17 protein-coding genes are annotated in these 20,022 nt (G+C 66.3%); 10 read left to right on the top strand and 7 right to left on the bottom strand.

The genetic code is table 11. The features are described 5' to 3' along the window. Positions 1-41: 41 nt before the first annotated feature. Positions 42-1,688 carry an acetolactate synthase large subunit gene (locus tag AWC06_RS16535; protein WP_085199099.1) on the bottom strand — a complete coding sequence of 549 codons (1,647 nt, stop codon included), beginning with the start codon at positions 1,686-1,688 and terminating at the stop codon, positions 42-44. A gap of 60 nt (positions 1,689-1,748) precedes the next feature. On the opposite strand from AWC06_RS16535, the gene AWC06_RS16540 reads away from it, so the two are divergent. Further along, on the top strand, positions 1,749-3,164 hold the full coding sequence (locus AWC06_RS16540) for an NADP-dependent succinic semialdehyde dehydrogenase (RefSeq protein WP_085199100.1): 1,416 nt from the start codon (positions 1,749-1,751) through the stop codon (positions 3,162-3,164). 18 nt (positions 3,165-3,182) lie between these two features. Here AWC06_RS16540 and AWC06_RS16545 read toward each other — a convergent pair whose 3' ends face one another. Together AWC06_RS16545 and AWC06_RS16550 are read right to left on the bottom strand one after the other, a co-directional pair. Next, positions 3,183-4,121 carry a R2-like ligand-binding oxidase gene (locus tag AWC06_RS16545; protein ID WP_085199101.1) on the bottom strand — a complete coding sequence of 313 codons (939 nt, stop codon included), beginning with the start codon at positions 4,119-4,121 and terminating at the stop codon, positions 3,183-3,185. Further along, positions 4,118-4,801 (bottom strand): TetR/AcrR family transcriptional regulator, encoded by a 684-nt coding sequence (locus AWC06_RS16550; protein ID WP_085199102.1) that lies wholly within the window; start codon positions 4,799-4,801, stop codon positions 4,118-4,120. Before AWC06_RS16550 ends, AWC06_RS16545 begins: the two co-directional genes overlap by 4 nt. Positions 4,802-4,936: 135 nt before the next feature. On the opposite strand from AWC06_RS16550, the gene AWC06_RS16555 reads away from it, so the two are divergent. Genes AWC06_RS16555 through AWC06_RS16565 form a run of 3 tightly spaced genes read left to right on the top strand, consistent with a single transcriptional unit; the run spans position 4,937 to position 8,092 of the window. Continuing rightward, positions 4,937-5,644 (top strand): flavodoxin family protein, encoded by a 708-nt coding sequence (locus AWC06_RS16555; RefSeq protein WP_085199103.1) that lies wholly within the window; start codon positions 4,937-4,939, stop codon positions 5,642-5,644. Between the two features lie 22 nt (positions 5,645-5,666). Then, a complete protein-coding gene (locus AWC06_RS16560; protein ID WP_085199138.1) occupies positions 5,667-6,623 on the top strand; it encodes a DUF5996 family protein in 957 nt (318 codons plus the stop codon). After that, on the top strand, positions 6,620-8,092 hold the full coding sequence (locus AWC06_RS16565; protein WP_085199104.1) for a DHA2 family efflux MFS transporter permease subunit: 1,473 nt from the start codon (positions 6,620-6,622) through the stop codon (positions 8,090-8,092). Before AWC06_RS16560 ends, AWC06_RS16565 begins: the two co-directional genes overlap by 4 nt. 18 nt (positions 8,093-8,110) lie before the next feature. Here AWC06_RS16565 and AWC06_RS16570 read toward each other — a convergent pair whose 3' ends face one another. Then, positions 8,111-8,731: an RraA family protein gene (locus AWC06_RS16570; protein ID WP_227371064.1), complete on the bottom strand. Its 621-nt coding sequence runs from the start codon at positions 8,729-8,731 to the stop codon at positions 8,111-8,113. A gap of 62 nt (positions 8,732-8,793) precedes the next feature. After that, positions 8,794-9,708 carry an LLM class flavin-dependent oxidoreductase gene (locus AWC06_RS16575; RefSeq protein ID WP_085199106.1) on the bottom strand — a complete coding sequence of 305 codons (915 nt, stop codon included), beginning with the start codon at positions 9,706-9,708 and terminating at the stop codon, positions 8,794-8,796. Between the two features lie 125 nt (positions 9,709-9,833). On the opposite strand from AWC06_RS16575, the gene AWC06_RS16580 reads away from it, so the two are divergent. Beyond that, positions 9,834-10,814 carry a phosphotriesterase family protein gene (locus AWC06_RS16580; protein ID WP_085199107.1) on the top strand — a complete coding sequence of 327 codons (981 nt, stop codon included), beginning with the start codon at positions 9,834-9,836 and terminating at the stop codon, positions 10,812-10,814. After that, on the top strand, positions 10,811-12,283 hold the full coding sequence (locus AWC06_RS16585) for an AMP-binding protein (protein WP_085199108.1): 1,473 nt from the start codon (positions 10,811-10,813) through the stop codon (positions 12,281-12,283). The genes AWC06_RS16580 and AWC06_RS16585 overlap by 4 nt, the downstream gene beginning before the upstream one ends. On the opposite strand, the gene AWC06_RS16590 is transcribed toward AWC06_RS16585, so the two are convergent. Further along, positions 12,249-13,415 (bottom strand): acyltransferase family protein, encoded by a 1,167-nt coding sequence (locus AWC06_RS16590; RefSeq protein WP_372458114.1) that lies wholly within the window; start codon positions 13,413-13,415, stop codon positions 12,249-12,251. The two genes, AWC06_RS16585 and AWC06_RS16590, sit on opposite strands and share 35 nt — an antisense overlap. Positions 13,416-13,578: 163 nt before the next feature. Here AWC06_RS16590 and pgfA point away from each other — a divergent pair, with 163 nt between their 5' ends. Then, complete coding sequence (gene pgfA, locus AWC06_RS16595; protein ID WP_169715368.1) at positions 13,579-14,808, top strand: cell envelope lipid trafficking protein PgfA; 1,230 nt, start codon at positions 13,579-13,581, stop codon at positions 14,806-14,808. 27 nt (positions 14,809-14,835) lie between these two features. Then, positions 14,836-16,548 (top strand): MmpA family trehalose lipid delivery protein, encoded by a 1,713-nt coding sequence (locus AWC06_RS16600; RefSeq protein WP_085199140.1) that lies wholly within the window; start codon positions 14,836-14,838, stop codon positions 16,546-16,548. Here the strand turns inward: AWC06_RS16600 and AWC06_RS16605 are convergent. Next, entirely contained in the window at positions 16,532-17,686 is a 1,155-nt protein-coding gene (locus AWC06_RS16605) for a glycosyltransferase family 4 protein (protein ID WP_085199110.1), read from the bottom strand. The genes AWC06_RS16600 and AWC06_RS16605 overlap by 17 nt on opposite strands. Positions 17,687-17,727: 41 nt before the next feature. Between AWC06_RS16605 and AWC06_RS16610 the strand changes: the two genes are divergently transcribed. Together AWC06_RS16610 and AWC06_RS16615 are read left to right on the top strand one after the other, a co-directional pair. Further along, the gene (locus AWC06_RS16610; protein WP_085199141.1) at positions 17,728-18,498 is read left to right on the top strand and encodes a class I SAM-dependent methyltransferase; all 771 of its coding nucleotides are present in this window, start codon (positions 17,728-17,730) and stop codon (positions 18,496-18,498) included. A 41-nt stretch (positions 18,499-18,539) separates the two neighbouring features. Beyond that, positions 18,540-20,012 carry an aldehyde dehydrogenase gene (locus AWC06_RS16615; protein ID WP_085199111.1) on the top strand — a complete coding sequence of 491 codons (1,473 nt, stop codon included), beginning with the start codon at positions 18,540-18,542 and terminating at the stop codon, positions 20,010-20,012. The last annotated feature ends 10 nt before the right edge of the window (positions 20,013-20,022 follow it).

Raw genomic sequence — 20,022 nt, forward strand, 5'->3', positions numbered from 1 at the left:
CGATTGATTGACCGACGGGGATAACCCAACTTCGTGAAGTACTACAGCGTCTCGTCCAGCTGGCCGAGGCGCTCGGTCAGGCGCAGGTTCTCCGAGTAGTCGACCGGGCAGGAGATCAGCGAGACGCCGTCGTCGTCCAGCGCGGTTTTCAACGTCGGCAACAACTCGTCCGCGGCGTTGATGCGATATCCCTTGGCGCCAAAGCTTTCCGCGTAGCTCACCACATCCGGATTACCGAACTTGACGTAGTAATGGTCGCCGAGTTCGAGGTCCATCTTCCATTCGATCAGCCCGTAACCGCCGTCGTCCCAGATCAGTACCACCAACGGGATCCGCTCCCGAACGGCGGTCTCGATCTCCTGCGAGTTCATCATGAACGCGCCGTCACCGACAACCGCCAGCACCTTGGACTTCGGGCGGGCCAGCTTCACGCCCAGCGCGCCAGGCAAGGCAAACGACATGGTGGACAAGCCATTCGAAATCAAGCAGGTGTTGCATTCGTACGTCGGATACAGCCGCGCCATCCACATCTTGGTGGCGCCGGTGTCGACCAGCACAACGTCGCTGCGGCCCAGCGCCGCTCGGGTATCGGCGACCACCCGCTGAGGAGCAAGCGGAAATCGCGAATCCTGTTGTCCGCGTGCGAATTCCTCTGCCAGTAGGTCACAGCCAGGCGCGACCGCGTCATTGGCGAAGCGGTGCCCGGAAAGCGCGTCGGTGAGCGCGTCCAATGAAGCATTGATGTCCCCGATGATGCCGACGTCGACCGGATAATGCGCGTCGACCTCGGCGGGGAAGCGATGGATGTGGATGATCTTCTTGTCGGCGTTCGGATTGATCTGGACGGGGTCGAACTCCTGCAGCTCGTAACCCACGGCGATGACGACGTCGGCGTTGTCGAACCCGAAGTTGACGTAGTCATGGCGCATGAACCCCATCGTCCCGATGCTGTTCGGGTGATCGTCGGGCATCACGCCCTTGCCGTGGAAGGTGTTGGCGACCGGAATCCCGAGTTCGTCGGAGAACCGGACCAGCGCCGCGGTCGCGTCATTGCGGGCCGCGCCGTGCCCGGCCAGCACCACCGGCCGTTGTGCATCGCGCAGGATGTCGACGGCCCGCGCCACCTGACCCGCGGCCGGCGCCTCGGCGCGCACGACATCGCGCCGCAGCGGCGCAAGGTCGTAGTCGGTCTCGTCCGCATCTATGTGCTCGGGCACGGCCAGATAGACCGCGGCCGGGCGTTCGGTCTCGGCCACCTTGAACGCCTTGCGGAACATCTCCGGGATGGCGCGTGCGGTGGGGACGCCGTCGGCCCACCGGGTGATCGGCGCGAACATCGACACCAGGTCGACGTACTGGTGCGACTCCTTGTATTCGCGGTCCTGGCCGACCTGCGCGGAGATCGCGACCATCGGTGTGCTGTTGGTGGTGGCATCGGCCACGCCGAGCTGCATGTTGATGGCGCCGGGCCCCAACGTGGTGGACACCACCGCGGCCCGGCCGGTGACCCGCCCGTACATCTCGGCCATGAACGCGGCACCCTGCTCGTGGCGGGTGAGCACATAGCGGATGTCCGAGGCGGCCAACGCCTGCACAAAACGGATGTTCTCCTCGCCAGGCAAGCCGAAGACAACGGCGACACCCTCGTTTTCCAGGCACTTGACCATCAGCTGGGCGGCGGTACTCACACACGCCACGATAGTGGCAGGCTGGAGGGCGGAATCCGTCCAGCGCTCGAGGAGGCCACCGTGTCCATCGCCACGATCAACCCCGCCACCGGAGAGACGGTCAAAACTTTCACCCCGGCGACAGCCGAGGAAATCGACGCCGCCATCGCGCGCGCCCACGATCGGTTCGCCGACTACCGGCGCACCAGCTATGCGCAACGCGCCGAGTGGACGAACGCCACGGCCGACCTGCTGGAGGCCGAGGCCGATCAGGTGGCCGAGATGATGACCCTGGAAATGGGTAAGACGCTGAAAGCGGCGAAGGCCGAGGCGCTCAAGTGCGCCAAGGGTTTTCGGTTCTACGCCGAGCATGCCGAGAAACTGCTCGCCGACGAGCCGGCTGACGGTGAGGCAGTGGGCGCATCGAAGGCGTACACCCGGTATCAGCCGCTGGGCGTCGTGCTGGCCGTGATGCCCTGGAACTTCCCGCTCTGGCAGGCCGTCCGGTTCGCCGCGCCGGCGCTGATGGCCGGCAACGTCGGCCTCCTCAAGCACGCGTCCAACGTGCCGCAGACTGCGCTCTATCTCTCCGACGTCATCGCACGCGGCGGCTTTCCGGACGGCTGCTTCCAGACGCTGCTCGTTCCCTCCAGCGCCGTCGAGGACATCCTGCGTGATCCCCGAGTCGCCGCGGCCACCCTGACCGGCAGCGAACCGGCCGGCCAGTCGGTGGGCGCCATCGCGGGCGACGAGATCAAGCCCACCGTGCTCGAGCTCGGCGGCAGCGACCCGTTCATCGTGATGCCGTCGGCCGATCTGGACGAAGCGGTCACGAACGCGGTGACCGCGCGGGTACAGAACAACGGCCAATCCTGCATCGCGGCCAAACGATTCATCATCCACACCGATATCTACGACGACTTCGTGGACAAGTTCGTCGAGAAGATGGCCGCGCTACGCGTGGGTGATCCGACCGACCCGGACACCGACGTCGGCCCGCTGGCCACCGAATCCGGCCGCGACGATGTCGAGAAGCTGGTCGGCGAGGCGGTCGCAGCCGGTGCGGTGATCCGTTGCGGCGGAAAACGACTCGGCGGCCAGGGCTGGTTTTACCCCCCGACCGTGATCACCGACATCACCCGGGACATGCCGATCTTCTGTGAGGAGGTGTTCGGGCCGGTCGCTTCGGTATACCGTGCGGCCGATATCGAGGAGGCCATCGACATCGCCAACGCGACGACGTTCGGGCTGGGCTCTAACGCCTGGACCCGCGACGAGTCCGAACAGCAACGCTTCATCGACGACATCGAAGCGGGACAGGTCTTCATCAACGGGATGACGGTGTCCTATCCCGAGCTGCCGTTCGGCGGCATCAAGCGATCCGGCTACGGCCGCGAGCTCGCCGGGCACGGAATCCGCGAATTCTGCAACGCGAAGACCGTCTGGATCGGCTCAGCGGACAGCGGTGACGCCGGCGGCGGCGACAAGGTCGAGTAGCTCGCGCTGGCCGGCGACTCAGACCGCGGCCAGGGCCTTTTCGTCCTCGTCGGCGAAGGTGTCCTCCAGCTGCAGCGGCGAGTAGTCGAGGTCGATCTCCTCGAGCGGACGGCCCCGGGCGCTGCTGATGGTGCCGAACCGTCGCATCCCCTTGTCGGTGGCGTAGGCCATGAACTCCTCCACCGACAGACCGAAGGGCATGTCGTCGCCGTATAGCGCAAAACCGTCGTCGACCAGTTGCTGCCCCAGCGGGATGAGCTCGTTCATCCGCGTCTCGAACACCGTCCAGTTGGCGTCGTCGGCGGCGACATGGCGCCGACAGGTGAACGTGCCCCACGCCATGTGCCGTCGCTCGTCGTCACCGATGTGCTGGACGAGCTGCTGCATGCCGGGAAGGATGCCGCGCTCCACGCAGATCTTGTGCCAGGCGTAGTAGCCGGTCAGCGCAAGCATGCCCTCGACGATGTGGTTATACGTCACCGACGCCCGAACCTGAGCCGCCGGCGAGGGATCGACGTAAAGCGTGTTCAGCGAATCCGGGAGTTCCTCGTTGAATATCTGCCCGTATGCCGGAACTTCTTCGAGGTAACTGTGCAGGTCGTCGTCGATCCCGACGGCATCGAGCCACATTCGGAACACCTGGGTGTGTTTGGCCTCCTCGAACGCGAACTGCGTCAAGTACATTTCGTCTCCCAGCCGACCCTCAGCCCTCATCGCGGCCATGAACGGCTGGATGTCCTTCGTCACCGCCTCCTCGCCGGCGATGAACTCGGCGCACAGCCGGGTGGCGTAGTTGCGTTCGCGATCGGTCAGCGCCTCCCAGTCCGCCCGGTCGCGGGAGAAGTCGATATCGGCCGGATTCCAGAACTTCGCGTTGCCGCCGGCAAACAGCTTGAGCGGCAGGCTGTTCCAGTTCAGCCCGCCCGCGGCCAGTGAGCCGTAACGTGTGCGTGTCATGAGTTGACCTCCTTCAGGTCTTTGCGGTGGGCTTGCGGCACTGCGGAGAATGCGGCCGCCAAGACGGCGACGAGCCGGCGCACGGCCAGCGCCGGCTGCTCAGGAGAGGGCTCGTCGAGCCCGAGGATCGGATCCATGCCGCGCACATAAGGCGCCAGAGCCAGATGCGGGAAGATCAGCAGCAGCAGCGACAACAACGCGTCGGTGTCGGCATCCGCCCGCAGGTCGCCGCGGGTGTGCGCGTCACGCACCAGCGGCCGCAGCACTTCCAGGTAGTGGCGGTGGATGACAGAACGCACGCTGATGCGCGCGTCGGTGTCGACCTCCAGGCTCGCCGCGGCGTGCAGCGAACGTTCGCGTGGATGGTCGGCGAAGTATGCGACCCAGTCGTCGAGCAGGTCGGTGAGGAAGTCGAAAAACGGTCGGCTCGGGTCCAATTCGCGGATGCGTGCCTCCATGTAGGCACGAACCCGCTGGCTGCCGACGTCGGCGATGAACGCATACAAGTCGCGTTTGTCGGCGAAGTATTGAAACAGGCTGCCCTTGGCAACCCCTGCTCGCCGGGCGATGACATTCAGGCTGCCTCGTGAGAAGCCGTGCGCCCCGAACTCCGCCTCTGCAGCTTCCACCACGGCCGCGCGACGAACCGGATCGACGCGCGCCCACGTCACTGTCGGCATCGAGTCCTCCTAGCGCCGATGACCAGTGGTCATTCTACTGTGAGCCACCTCACAGTCAAGGCTGTTACACCATCGCGGGGCCTCTTAGAGTCGAACTACACGGTCGGACGACATGCATGCGGTAAAGGGGCGACGATGCCACCGCGGTTTGATGGGCTGCGAGCGCTGTTTATCAACACAACCTTGAAGCGCTCCCCGGAGGTCAGCAACACGGAAGGGCTGATACGTCTCAGCTCGCAGATCATGCGCCAGCACGGCGTTGAGGTCGACGAGTTGCGGGCCGTCGATCACGACATCGCCACAGGCGTGTGGCCCGACATGACCGAGCACGGTTGGGCCACCGATGAATGGCCGCAACTGTTTCCTCGGGTGCTCGATGCACACATCCTGGTGCTGTGCGGCCCAATATGGTTGGGCGACAACAGTTCGGTCATGAAGCGGGTGATTGAACGCCTCTACGCGTGTTCGAGCCTGCTCAACGACAACGGTCAATATGCCTACTACGGCCGGGTCGGCGGATGCCTGATCACCGGAAACGAGGATGGAATCAAGCACTGCGCGATGAACGTCCTCTACAGCCTGCAGCACCTCGGATACACCATCCCACCCCAGGCCGACGCCGGATGGATCGGCGAGGCCGGCCCGGGACCGTCATACCTCGATCCTGGCTCGGGCGGTCCCGAGAATGATTTCACCAACCGCAACACCACATTCATGACGTACAACCTGCTGCATCTGGCGCGGATGCTGACCGCAGCCGGGGGTATCCCCGCTTACGGCAACCAGCGCAGCGCCTGGGACGCCGGATGCCAACCGGATTCCGCCAATCCCGAACACCGGTAAACAACCGAACCGAGGAGTGATCATGACGAGAGATCACCAAGGCACTGACGCGTGGCCGAGCCTGCGGGTCGACGATTGGGCTCCGACCCGGGACACGCTGCACATGTGGACCCAGATCGTCGGTAAGGTCCGGCTCGCCCATTCGCCGATGGTTAATCACTGGTGGCAAGTCACCTCGTACGTGACTCCGCGCGGTTTGACGACATCGGCGATCCCGCATCGGACCGAGGCCTTCGACATCGAATTCGATTTCATCGACCACCAGTTGGTGATCCGCAGCAGCAGCGGCGCGACCCGTACCGTTCGGCTGGAACCGAAATCGGTGGCCGAGTTCTACTCGCAAACAATGCAGGCACTGGACGAGTTGGGATTCCACACGCGCATCCAGTCGCACCCCAACGAGGTGGATCCAGCCCCAAGATTCGCCGAGGATGTCGAGCATGCCTCGTACGACCCTGACGCGGCGAACCTGTTCTGGCGCCAGCTGCTCCAGGCGAACCGGGTGATCGGCCAGTTCCGCTCCCGTTTCATGGGCAAGGTGAGCCCCGTACATTTCTTTTGGGGTGCAATGGATCTCGCCTGCACCAGATTTTCCGGGCGCGGCGCGCCTCGTCATCCGGGTGGCGCCCCAAATGTCGGCGACTGGGTGATGGTCGAGGGATACTCGCGCGAGTTGAGCAGTTGCGGGTTCTTTCCAGGTGGCGGTGACGAGGGCGCCTTCTATGCCTATGCCTATCCCGAGCCAGACGGCTTCGCCGAACACCCCGTCAGCCCGTCAGAGGCCTATTACAGCAAGGATCTCGGCGAGTTCCTCCTGCCATATGAGGCGGTGCGGCAGGCGGCCGACCCTGACCGGACACTGCTCGGTTTTTTGCAGGACACCTACGAAGCCGCGGCCATTCACGCCGACTGGGATCGGGCTGCGCTCGAAGACGATCCGGATCGTTGGAAGACGCACCAAACACGTCCCAACCAGTGACCGTCCCGCGTCAAGCACCATTGGCATCACCCCGCGCGCGGTGGCTGATCGTAGCCGCAGTTCTGGGCTCCGGGATCGCGTTGCTCGACGGCACCGTGGTCAACATCGCGCTTCCCGCCATAGGGCGGCAGTTGGGCGCCGGGTTGGCCGGCCAGCAGTGGATACTCGACGGCTACCTGCTGTCGTTAAGCGCATTGCTACTCTCGGGCGGCGCGGCAGGCGACCGCTACGGCCGTCGCCGTGTCTTTGTCGGCGGCCTGATCGTTTTCACTGCAGCCTCTCTCGCATGCGGTCTTTCACCCACCGCGGGCTGGCTGATCGGCGCACGGTTGGTGCAGGGCGTCGGTGCGGCGGCGTTGGTGCCCGGCAGCCTGGCATTGATCAATGCAGGGATTACAGACAAAGACCGGGGCCGTGCGGTGGGCGTTTGGGCAGGCATGTCCGGGGTAACCACGGCGCTGGGTCCGTTCATCGGCGGCTGGCTGGTCGATGCCGCATCGTGGCGGTGGGTGTTCTTCTTGAACATTCCACTGGCCGCCACCGCGATGTGGATCGCCGCCCGTCACGTGCCCGAATCCCGTGACACCACAGCCGGGGGGCGCTCGGACATCCTCGGCGCCGCAGCGGTCACACTCGGTCTCGGGGGAATGACCTACGCGTTGATCGAAGCACCGGCCCGCGGCTGGACATTAGTCCCTGTGACCGCCGCTGCCATCGGTGTCACCGCGCTGGTGGCCTTTCCCATGATCGAGACACATGCGACCGCACCGGTCCTACCTCTGGACCTGTTTCGCTCCCGCCAGTTCACCGGCGCGAACCTCACCACTCTTGCGGTCTATTTCGCTGTAGGCGGCGCACTCTTTCTGCTCGCCCTGCAGCTGCAGCAAAGCCTGCACTACTCCGCCTTGACTACCGGTCTCGCGACGCTGCCCACAACTATCATCATGCTGGTTGGCTCCCCGTTGGTCGGTGCCCTCGCGGAGCGCACGGGCCCCCGGCTGCCCATGACTTTTGGCCCGCTGACCGCGGTCGCGGGTTTGGCGTTAATGGCTCGCATCGCGCCTGGGGCGTCGTATCTCGGCGCCGTACTGCCCGCCGTCGTTGTCTTCGGTGTGGGGTTGGCGATCACGGTTGCTCCACTGACGGCGGCCGTCCTCGCCGCCGTGTCCGACAACCGTGCGGGAACCGCCTCGGGCGTCAACAATGCGATCGCGCGGCTCGCGGGCCTACTGGCCGTCGCGGTGCTGCCCGTCGCTGCCGGTATGCGCGCCGGCGCCGGACAACCCCTCGGCCACAGCTTCGCAGTTGCGATGCTCATCGCCGCAGCCGTAGCCGCGACCGGTGGAATCGCGGCGGCGCTGACCATCCGCACCAGCGCCGACGTCACACACCAGATGCTGCCGGGGATCAACCATGCCTGCCAAGAGGCGTGCACTAGACATGCCGCGCCGTCCCAGGAGGCCGCGTAGACGCGCGACAGGGGCCCCTTATTGGCTGCCTGCCGACCGCTCGTTGCGGATCTGCTCGAGGGATTCGCGGTCTTCGTCGTCGATTTTGGATGCTTCGTCGAGAACTCGGTCCAGGCTGCCTGCCGGGATTACCACCGCGCCCGCCGAGTCGGCGTATACGTAATCGCCTGGGGTGATTAGTACGCCTCCGACTTCGACGGCGATGTTGGCCGCGTATGGCATCACGGTCTCGCCACCCCACCGGGTGGCCTCACCGCGGCACCAAGTCGCGAAGTCATAGCGGCGCAATTCATCGAAGTCTCGTAGTCGCCCGTCGGTTAGCACACCGGCCAATCGATTGTTGTGCACCCTGGATAGTTTGGTGCCTCCGCTATGAGATGCGTCGGGATAACCACCACTGGACAACACCAGTACCCGCCCATTCGGGTCTTCCCCGATCGCCTCGTAGAACAGGTCAGCGAATCCGAGCTGGCTTTCTGGCAGGTCGTCACGGTAAGGCAGAAAAGCGATGGTGACTGCGGGGCCGAAAAGCGGCCGTGTCGGATCCGGGCTTGCCAACGCGAGGATGTGCGCGCGGTGGATGTGAACCCGCCCCATCGCATCGACCAATGCCGCGCTACCCAACTCTGCCGCACGCACAGCACGAGTGTCGTTTCCATTGCGGGCTAGGGAATTACCGCTGTCGGCCGTTTCATTACGTTTCACAGCATCTCTCCCCGATCACCTCGGGTCAGCTTGGCGCGCACGCCGGGCATCACTTCGTCGGTGAACCGGCGAAGCTGGATTTCGGTGGTCTGGTCGGGCCAAAAGATCACGGTGTCATACCGGAGATCGCGCACGAAATGATCGATGGTTTCCACCCATCGCTGCGGTGGGCCGACGATGGAGTCGTTGCCCACAGGTGCACCGTCGTCGCGATCGTCGGTGATGATGCCCGGTAGTTGAGCGAGTCGTCGGATGGCGCGTGGGTCCCGTCCGGCGGCCCTGGCGGCGGTATCGATGCGATCCTGCGCCGCCGCCCGGTCTTCATGGGCCAGGTACTTCGGGATGGGCGCCGCCCACCCGTCGGCGACACGGCCGGTCAAATCCAGAGCCCGCGAACCGATGGAGCCCAGCCAGATGCCGATCGCGTGCGCCGGCGCAGGCCCGGCGTCGATTCCGTCGACGCGGTGGTGGTCGCCACCGGCGTGGGCGGTTTCTCCGGCTCGCCACAAAGCGCGGATGACGTCGATAGCCTCCGCCAGCGCCGGCAGGGCGTCCCGGCGCGCGAGAACAGGTCCACCCATCGCCGCGATGGCGTCCATGCTGGCGCCCCCACCAAGACCGAGCTCGAAGCGCCCGCCGCTGAGCAAATCCAATGTGGCGGCAGCCTTTGCGAGCATTGCCGGCGGCCGCAGTGGCAGGTTGGCCACATCAGGAAAAATCCGTATCCGCGTGGTCCGCGACAGCAGATGCCCGATCAGGCTGAAGGTATCGACGAACTCCGCCACATACGGATGGTCTTGGATGGCGAGCAGATCCAGGCCGGCGGCGTCGGCGGCGACGGCGAGTTTGACGATGGTGTCGAGATCTTCGGTCCTCGGTGCGAGTGACACGCCAAATTGAACCTGGCTCATCGGTCTGCTCCGCTACTTCCGTTCGTCACCGCCCCTTGTACCAGTGCAGCACTGCGGCCGTCATCGCGTGGTGCTTTCAAGCCCGCCGCTCGAACTTGAGCCGCGAGAGCCTTAGCATCAGGTGCGTGTCGCAACTGAATACCGCACGCGGACCGATCGATACCGGCGATCTCGGCGTCACGCTGATGCATGAGCACGTGTTCATCATGACCACCGAAATCGCGCTGAACTATCCGGAAGCCTGGGGCGACGAGGACCAACGGGTTTCCGACGCCGTCAACCGGCTCAACGAACTGAAGTCGCGCGGGGTGGACACCATCGTCGACCTCACCGTGATCGGGTTGGGCCGCTACATCCCGCGTATCGCCCGGGTTGCCGCCGAAACCGACCTGAACATCGTTGTCGCGACCGGCCTCTACACGTACAACGACGTGCCGTTCCGGTTCCACTATCAAGGCCCGGGAACCCAGCTGGACGGGCCGGAGATCATGACCGACATGTTTGTCCGCGACATCGAAGAGGGCATCGCCGACACCGGCATCAAGGCGGGGATCCTGAAGTGCGCCACCGACGAGCCCGGCATCACCCCGGGCGTCGAACGCGTGCTGCGCGCGGTCGCCCAGGCGCACAAACGCACCGGGGTTCCGATCTCCACCCACACCCACGCCGGACTGCGGCGCGGGCTCGAGCAGCAACGCATCTTCGAAGAGGAGGGCGTCGATTTGAGCCGGGTGATCATCGGCCATTCCGGCGACAGCACCGACATCGGCTACCTCGAGGAGCTCATCGCCGCCGGCTCCTACCTCGGCATGGACCGGTTCGGCATCGACGTGATCCTGCCGTTCGAGGACCGAGTCAACATCGTGGCGCAGATGTGCGAGCGCGGGCACGCCGACAAGATGGTGCTATCCCATGACGCCAACTGCTATTTCGACGCGCTGCCCGAGGAGCTGATGCCCGTGGCCGCCCCCAATTGGCATTACCTACACATCCATAACGACGTGATCCCGGCGCTGAAGGAGCGCGGTGTCACCGACGAGCAGCTGCACACCATGCTGGTCGACAACCCGCGCCGCATCTTCGAGCGGCAAGGTGCCTACCAGTGAGTGAGCCGGTCGCGCCGATCGGCACGCAGATTTCGGCGCTGGCCGCGATCGCTCCCGACGAACCGGCGGTCACCTGCGCCGGGCGCACCATCACCCGCGCGGAACTCGACTTGTCAACCAACCGGCTCGCCCGCGCCTACGCCGAACGTGGCGTGGGCGTCGGCGATTACGTGAGCATCGTGTTGCCGAACTCCGTCGAGTGGGTGCAGGCCGCGGTGGCGTGCTGGAAGTTGGGCGCGGTGCCCCAGCCGCTGTCCCCACGACTTCCTGATGCCGAGCTCGAAGGCCTGTTGGACCTGCGCACACGTGCCCTGCTGGTTGGGCGCGACGACCCTCGCGGCGAAATTCCAAGTGTACCAGCAGGTTTCATGCCAAAAACGTCTGACGCCCCACTACCGGAAGCGGTGTCGCCGTGCTGGAAGTCGTTGGCCTCCGGTGGCAGCACCGGCCGCCCCAAGCTCATCGAGGCCGGTGGCGACAGCCGGATCCCGCCGATAATCGGCTACCCGTTGGGCGCTCAGGAGGGCGATACGACTTTGGTGTCCGTGCCGTTGAGCCACAACACCGGGTTCACCACAGCGGTGGTCGCGTTGCTGATGCGTCATCACCTGGTGCTGATGCCGCGGTTCGAGCCGCACGAATTTCTGCGCCTGGTCACCGATCACCGGGTGACGTTCCTGACCACGGTGCCGACCATCATGCAGCGCCTGTTGCCGGTCTACCGCGCCGACCCCGATGCCTACGACCTGTCGTCGATCCGGCGGTTCTGGCACCTGGGGGCACCATGCCCGCCCGCGATCAAACAGGCGTGGATTGACCTGCTGGGCCCCGAAAAAGTCTGGGAGTTATACGGCGGCACCGAATTACAGGCCCTGACGTTCATCTCCGGCGACCAGTGGTTGACCCATCGCGGTTCGGTTGGCGTGGTGGTTGCCGGCGAGATGAAGGTGCTCGACGACGACGGCAACCCCTGCCCGCCCGGGGTGGGCGGCGAGATCTACATGCGGCCAAGCCCCGGCAGCGCGCCGACCTACCGCTACGTCGGGTCCAAAGCGAAAAACCGCGACGGCTGGGATTCCTTGGGCGACTTGGGCTATTTCGACGAGGACGGGTTTTTGTATCTGTCCGATCGCCGGGTCGACATGTTCACCGTCGGCGGCCGCAACGTCTATCCCGCAGAGATCGAGAACGCCCTGTCCGCTCTCCCGGATGTGCTGTCGTGTCTGGTGGTCGGCATACCCCACAGTGATCTGGGCCAGGTGCCGCACGCCCTGGTGCAGGCGGTCGAGGGGTCGGGACTGGACGAGGCCGGCGTGCAGGCGTTTCTGGGCGAGCGCATCGCCCCCTACAAGGTGCCGCGCACCGTCGAATTCGTCGAAACCCCATTGCGTGACGACGCCGGCAAGGCGCGACGCTCGGCGGTACGCGATCAGGTCATGGGGCGATTGCGTCCTCTTGACGCGGGGTAACCGCTCGGGCTTCCTGGCCCCGTTTTTTACGGGTCTCCCACTCTCGCAACGCTTCCCGGCACGGTGATTCGACAAGCGCGTAGCTGACTGCGGCGATCGCGATGGCGAAGATCAGCGTCAGCACCAATACCTCCGGCATATGGCCCTTGAACGGGAATTCGCCGATTACCGGGAAGACCATGGTCAACGCCGCCAGATGCCAGATGAATATTCCGTAGGACCAGCGGCCCAGCGTCACCATCGGTGCGCTGCCCAACAGTCGGTGGTCGGTGTCGGGCCGGTCCAGCACCAACGGCGCGACGAGTGCGAGCGCCACCACCGCCCCCATTGCCGTCTTCACCGTGAACTGGGCGGCGGTACTGGGAATCAGCCCCGCCGGCCCGGCCAGCGGTGAGGCGGCCACCAGATAGGCCGCCACCGCCGCCACGGCCATCGGCAGCCGGCGTCGCGCCAGCCGGTGCGGCAACCCGATCGGGCTGTGCACCCACTCCGCGAGCAACATCCCCGCCGCGAACCAGGAGAAGAAAGCGGGCGGCCAGGTCAGCGGATTCACGCCTGCAGGTGCGGCAAACGGGATCCAGCCCCAAAAACAGCTGGCGACACCGAGACCCGCTATCACCGGCACCCGGGCGGCAACGGGTATCCGGCGGGCCAGCAGCGCAAGGATCGGCAACGCCAGATAGAAGGTGACCTCCACCGACAGGCTCCACATCTGGGTCAGCCCGGCGGTCAACGTGAGCGGCACATAGACCTGGGTGAGCGACAGATTCGCCAGCCACACCGTCAGGCTCGGGTGATCGGCATCCGGCAGCAGGGTCAGGATCACCACGACGGCCACCAGATATGCCGGCATGATGCGGACCGCACGCGATCGCAGGTAGTGACCTGTCGACGGACGCGGCCCCAGGCCTCGCGCCGCGGCGGCGTGTCCGCGCCACAACAAGAACCCCGACAACGCGAAGAACACCGCGACCGCCAGATCGAAGCGGCCGAACAGCCGGCCATCGACTCCGCCGGCATGCCCGGTCTGAAAAGCGACGTGGGTGATCACGACGCCGATCGCCGCGCACGCCCGCATGCCTTCCACAGCAGGCAGGAAGCTGCGGGTCCCGCCCACCTGTCGGCCGTCCATGACGATCAGTGTGGCGGCGTGATGGGTTGCCCGACAAATCGGGTACAACCGCTTTGCCCACCTAGGAGACATAAACGGCGACCTTAAATTTTGCTGTTAGGGTCGAACGAGTTTTGCTTGGCGGTCCCCAAACCGCAGGAGACCAGAAGGAGGTCACGGCAGCGTGAACCGAGCAGTCATGTTGCGGATGGCCGCATGCGGAATCATGGGACTCGGAGCCGCCTTGCTGATCGCCGCGCTGCTGCTGTGGACGTACACCACCAGCAGGATCACCAAGATCCCGCTCGACCTGGATGCCACCTTGATCAGCGACGGCAGCGGCACCGCGCTGGACCCGGGCTCGATGAACAGCCAGAAGTACGTCGTCAACAAGAACGTGCCGCTGGTGTCCCAGCAGCAGATCAGCGTCGAGTCCCCCGCCAACGCCGATGTGGTCACGCTCCAGGTGGGCACCTCGGTTCGTCGCAGCGACAAGCAAAAGGACACCGGCCTGCTGCTCGCGCTCGTCGACACCGTCACGCTCAACCGCAAAACCGCGATGGCGGTTTCCGACGAGACCCATCCCGGCGGCGCCATCCAGAAGCCGCGCGGCTTCAATGACGACACCCCACCCACCAACATCGCGCTGCCGCACGATGGACTGGCCTACCGGTTCCCGTTCCACACCGAGAAACGGACGTATCCCTACTTCGACCCGATTGCACAGAAGGCGTTCGACGCCAACTACGACGGAGAAGAAGACGTCAACGGCTTGACCACCTACCGGTTCACCCAGGACGTCGGTTACGACGCCGACGGCAAGCTGGCCGACCCGGTGACGTACCCGTCGCTGTACGCCAACGACGATGACAGCAAGGCCACCGCGACCGCCGCGATGTGGGGCGTGCCCGGCGATCCGGACGAGAAGATCACCATGAGCCGCTACTACGCGGCGCAGCGCACCTTCTGGGTGGACCCGGAGTCGGGGACCATCGTCAAGGAAGAAGAGCACGCCAATCACTACTTTGCCCGCGACCCGTTGAAGCCGGAGCTCACGCTGGCCGACTACAAGGTCACGTCGAACGAAGAGACCATCGAATCGCAAGTGAATGCCGCCCGAAACGAGCGTGACCGGTTGGCGTTGTGGTCGCGGGTGCTGCCGATCACCTTCACCGCGTCCGGCCTGATCGCGCTGATCGGCGGGCTGCTGCTCGGCTCGTTCAGCTTGCGGACCGAGGCGGCGCTGCTCGACCCCGGACTCGACACCGCCGACCATGGCTTCTTCGGCCGCGGCGAGCCGGCAGAAGAACCGGTGTCCGGTGCCGAAGCCGAGACCGAGATCCTGCCCACGCCGCCCAAGGATGTGCCGCACGAACCCGGTCCGCCCGGCGCCGCTCCACCCGAGCGGCCCTAGTCCGCGAGTGTGACCACGGCACGGATCCTGCGGTGGTCCCGTCTCGGGTGCGCACTGGTGTTGGCGCTGCTGGTGGTGGCGCCGCTGCTCGCCCCCGGGTATTTGCTGCTACGCGACGCGGTGTCAACGCCGCGGTCGTATCTGTCCGATAGCGCACTGGGGTTGACGTCCGCCCCACGCGCGACACCGCAGGATTTCGCGGTGGCGCTGGCGTCGCACTGCATCGACGGCGGAGTCGTGGTGAAGGCGCTGCTGGTGCTGGGGCTGTTTCTGGCGGGCTGGGGCGCGGCCCGGTTGGTGGCGACAGTATTGCCGGAGGCCGGGGCCAGCGGTCAGTTCATCGCGATCACGCTGGCGATCTGGAATCCCTATGTCGGCGAACGGCTCCTGCAGGGCCATTGGAGCCTCCTGCTCGGCTACGGCTGCCTGCCATGGGTTGCGACGACGATGCTCTCACTGCGCTCCGGGGACGACGCCGGCTGGGCGCGGCTTTTCGGGCTGACGTTCTGGATCGCGTTGGCCGGGTTGACTCCGACCGGGCTGATGCTCGCCGCGACGGTCGGGTTGGTCTGCGTGGCGGCTCCGGGAACCGGTCGTCCGCGCTGGCTGTGCGCCGCGGTCACGCTGGCTGCCGCGGTGCTCGCGGCGCTGCCGTGGTTGACGGCGTCTGCGCTGGGCTCCTCGTCGACGGGGTGGGCGCATGCCCGCGGCCTTCCCGCGTTCGCGGCCCGCGCCGAGCCCGGTCTTGGCACATTGGGCAGCCTGGCCAGCCTGGGCGGGATGTGGAACGGCGAGGCCGTACCCGGTTCGCGGGCAAGCCTTTTCGCGGTGCTGTCGGCCGCGGTGCTGCTGGTTGTGGTGGCCGCCGGGCTGCCCGCACTGGCGCGTCGTCGGGCGGCGCTGCCACTGCTGGTGTTGGCGGCGGTGTCGGTGCTGGTGCCCCCCGCGCTCGCCACCGGCCCCGGGCTGGCGCTGCTGCGGGCGGTCGTCGACATCGCGCCCGGCCTGGGCGTGCTGCGCGACGGGCAGAAGTGGGTGGCGCTGGCGATGCCCGGGTACGCGCTGGCGGGCGCGGGCGCCGTGCTGACCCTGCGCCGATGGCTGCGGCCGACGGCGACCGCGCTGGCCTGCTGCACCGCACTGGTGCTCGCGTTGCCCGACTTGGCGTGGGGTGTGGGCGGAAAGCTGACGCCGGTGCACTACCCGGCCGATTGGGCAGCCGTTGCCGCGATGGTCAACCGGGAGCCCGGGGCGGTCGCGGTGCTGCCCGCCGGCACCATGCGGCGCTTCGCCTGGTCGGGGCCGGCGCCGGTGCTCGATCCGCTGCCGCGCTGGGTGCGCGCCGACGTTCTGACGACCGGCGACCTGACCATTTCCGGCGTCAGCGTGCCCGGTGAGGGAAGCCGGGCGCGCGAGGTGCAGGGTCTGCTGCTGGCGGGCGCCGATCCCGTCACGCTTCGCCGCGCCGGCGTGACATGGCTGGTGGTCGAATCGGGCACTCCGGGCGACATGGGCATGGCCGCAAGGACTTTCGAGCGACTGCCGGTGAGCTATCGAGGGCGCGACTTGGTGCTGTATCGCGTCGGCGGGACGGCGATCGGGGTGTCGGCGGATCGACGGTTGGTGGTCATGTTCGCCCACGTCGTATGGCTGGCGATGCTGGCCGGCGGTTTGGCGATGGCCGGATCGCGGCTGCGCGCCCGACGGCATCCGGCGAGCGCCGCTACACCACTCCGCTGACGCGGTCGCCGGCTACCACCGACTCCAGCACGCTGCGCATCGCGTCCGCGCTTTGCTGCCAAGAGAATTCGGCGCTGCGCGCACGCGCCTTGCCGCCCAGTTCGTCACGCAGCACGCGGTCGGCCAGCAGCTCCTCCAGCCGATCCACCAGCTCGGCGTGATCATCGACCAAGACGCCGGTCACCCCGTCGATGATGGAGTCGGCCAACCCGCCGGACGATCTGTAGCCGATCGTGGGGACCGCATGCTGAGCGGCCTCGACCACCGCCAGGCCCCAGCCCTCTTTGCGCGACGGCAGCACGTGCACCCAAGACTGTTGCAGCACATGGTGTTTGGTCGCATCGTCGACGTGGCCGTGGAAGGTCACCGAATCGCTGATACCGAGCCGCGCCGCGTGGTCGACCAGCCGCCCCCACCACCATCCGCCGCCGACGATGTCGAGATGCAGGCCGGGCACCCTGGACCGCAACAACGCCACCGCACCGAGCGCGTCCTCGATCTGCTTGTGCGGTACCAGCCGGGACAACACCACCACGCGCGGTGTGGCCGCCCGCGGGCCAGACAACGACGATGACGGCGCTTCGTCGAGACCATTGCGCACCACGGCAATTCGCTCGTTGCCCACACCAAGGGCGATCAAGTCACGCGCCGACGGCAGTGAAACGGTCACGTACTGGTTGCGCCGGTGCAGCCACGGCGACAGCCGCGACTCCACGAACCAACCGACCCGGCCGAGAAGCCGGCCGGCCACCGGCCACTGCTGGCGATGGCAGTGATGTACCAGGACCGCGACCCGCCGACCGTAGATCAGCCGGGCCAGAAACGGCCAACCGTTCTGGGTATCGATCACCACGTCCGGCCGCACCCGCCGCAGCGGTCCCAGCCCCATCCGCGCCGCAGCCATCGCCAGCAGCGCCCACAGGTACACCGAATAACGCCCGCCGGCGCGGCTGATCCGCACGCCGTCGATCACTTCGCGCCGCGCCGCGCCCGGATAGCGGGCGGTGCGCAAAGTGACCACGACACCGGCCGCGGCCAGCTGCGCTCCCATGCGCTGCAGGTAGGTTTCGCTCCCGCCGCCCTGCGGGTGCCCGGTGTCGCGCCAACACAGCAGCAGGGCGGACCGCAGAGCAGACATCGATCGCCAGCCTAGCGGGCGCCAACCGTATGGTTGGGCCGATGGCCGCCACCGACACGTTCGCCCGGCGGGCGACGCTTTCCCGCTCGCTGCGGCTGCTGTCGGAGTTCCGCTATGAGCAGCGGGACCCGGCCCGCTTCTACGGCGCGCTGGCCGCCGACACCGCGGCGATGATCAGCGACTTGTGGCTGGGCATCCACGGCCGATCGCCGGCCGGTTGCACGCTGCTCGACGTCGGCGGCGGACCGGGATATTTCGCGGCGGCATTTGCCGAGGCCGGCATCCGCTATCTGGGAGTCGAGCCCGACCCGGCCGAGATGCATGCGCCCAGTGGGGCGCCCGACGACCTGTCGGTTGCCTTCGTGCGCGCGTCGGGTATGGCGCTGCCGTTCGCCGATGACTGTGTGGACATGTGCCTGTCGTCCAATGTCGCAGAGCACGTGCCGCGGCCATGGCAACTGGGCGCCGAGATGCTGCGGGTGACCCGACCGGGCGGTTTGGCGGTGCTGTCCTACACGGTGTGGCTCGGGCCGTTCGGCGGTCACGAAATGGGGCTGAGCCATTACCTGGGCGGGGCGCGGGCCGCGGCGCGCTATGCCCGCAAACACGGCCACCCGGCGAAGAACGACTACGGGTCGTCGTTGTTCGCGGTATCGGCGGCCGACGGGCTGCGCTGGGCGGCGAGCACGGGCGCCATGGTCTGCGCATTCCCCCGCTACCACCCGCGATGGGCCTGGTGGCTGACCTCTGTACCGGTGCTACGGGAGTTCCTGGTGAGCAATCTCGTGCTGGTCCTCCAACCGCGAGAATGAAACATGTTCTCGTTTTGCCTTGGCTTGGGTAGGGTGGCGCCATGACCGACAGCCAGAAGACCGAATACGACAAGCTTTTCATCGGCGGCAAGTGGACGGAACCTTCGACCTCCGACGTCATCGAGGTCCATTGCCCGGCCACCGGCGAGTACGTCGGCAAGGTGCCGTTGGCGGCGGCAGCCGACGTCGACGCCGCCGTCGCGGCGGCCCGCAAGGCGTTCGACTCGGGGCCGTGGCCCACGACCCCGCCGAAAGAACGCGCGGCGGTCATTGCTGCGGCGGTAAAGCTCATGGAAGACCGCAAAGAGCTTTTCACCAAGCTGCTCACCGATGAGACCGGTCAGCCGCCGACCATCATCGAGACGATGCACTGGATGGGTTCGATGGGGGCGATGAACTTCTTCGCCACCGACGCCGTCGATCAGGTCAAGTGGAAGGAGACCCGCAACGGCTCCTACGGGCAGACCATCGTCTACCGCGAGCCGGTCGGGGTGGTCGGCGCGATCGTGGCATGGAATGTGCCGCTGTTCCTGGCGGTCAACAAGCTCGGGCCGGCGTTGCTTGCCGGCTGCACGGTGGTGCTCAAGCCGGCCGCCGAAACCCCGCTTACCGCAAACGCTTTGGCGGAGGTGTTTGCCGAAGCCGGCCTGCCCGAGGGTGTGCTGTCGGTGGTGCCCGGCGGAATCGAGACCGGCCAGGCACTGACGTCGAACCCCGACATCGACATGTTCACCTTCACCGGCAGCTCGGCGGTCGGCAAGGAGGTCGGCAAGCGTGCCGCGGACATGCTCAAGCCGTGCACATTGGAGCTCGGCGGGAAGTCGGCGGCGATCATCCTCGAGGATGTCGACCTGGCCTCCGCGATTCCGATGATGGTGTTCTCCGGGGTGATGAACGCCGGACAAGGCTGCGTGAACCAGACCCGTATCCTGGCGCCGCGCTCACGCTATGACGAAATCGTCGATGCGGTAAGCGCTTTCGTGCAGGCGCTACCGGTGGGGCCGCCGTCGGACCCGGCCGTCCAGATCGGGCCGCTGATCTCGGAGAAGCAACGAAGCCGGGTCGAGGGCTACATCGCCAAGGGCATCGAAGAGGGCGCTCGGCTGGTGTGCGGTGGTGGCCGTCCGGAGGGCCTGGACAACGGATTCTTCGTGCAGCCCACGCTGTTCGCCGACGTCGACAACAAGATGACGATCGCGCAGGAAGAGATTTTCGGGCCGGTGCTGTCCATCATTCCCTACGACACCGAGGAGGACGCGATCGCGATCGCCAACGATTCGGTGTACGGGTTGGCGGGCAGCGTGTGGACCTCCAATGTGCCGAAGGGCATTGAGATCTCGGAGAAGATCCGCACCGGGACCTACGGGATCAACTGGTACGCCTTCGATCCCGGCTGCCCGTTCGGCGGTTACAAGAACTCCGGCATCGGCCGCGAGAACGGACCGGAAGGTGTGGAGCACTTCACGCAGCAAAAGAGCGTGCTGATGCCGATGGGCTACACCGTAGAGAGCTAAGGGCTGCCCC

It is taken from the genome of Mycobacterium fragae, from assembly GCF_002102185.1.
Lineage (GTDB): Bacteria > Actinomycetota > Actinomycetes > Mycobacteriales > Mycobacteriaceae > Mycobacterium > Mycobacterium fragae.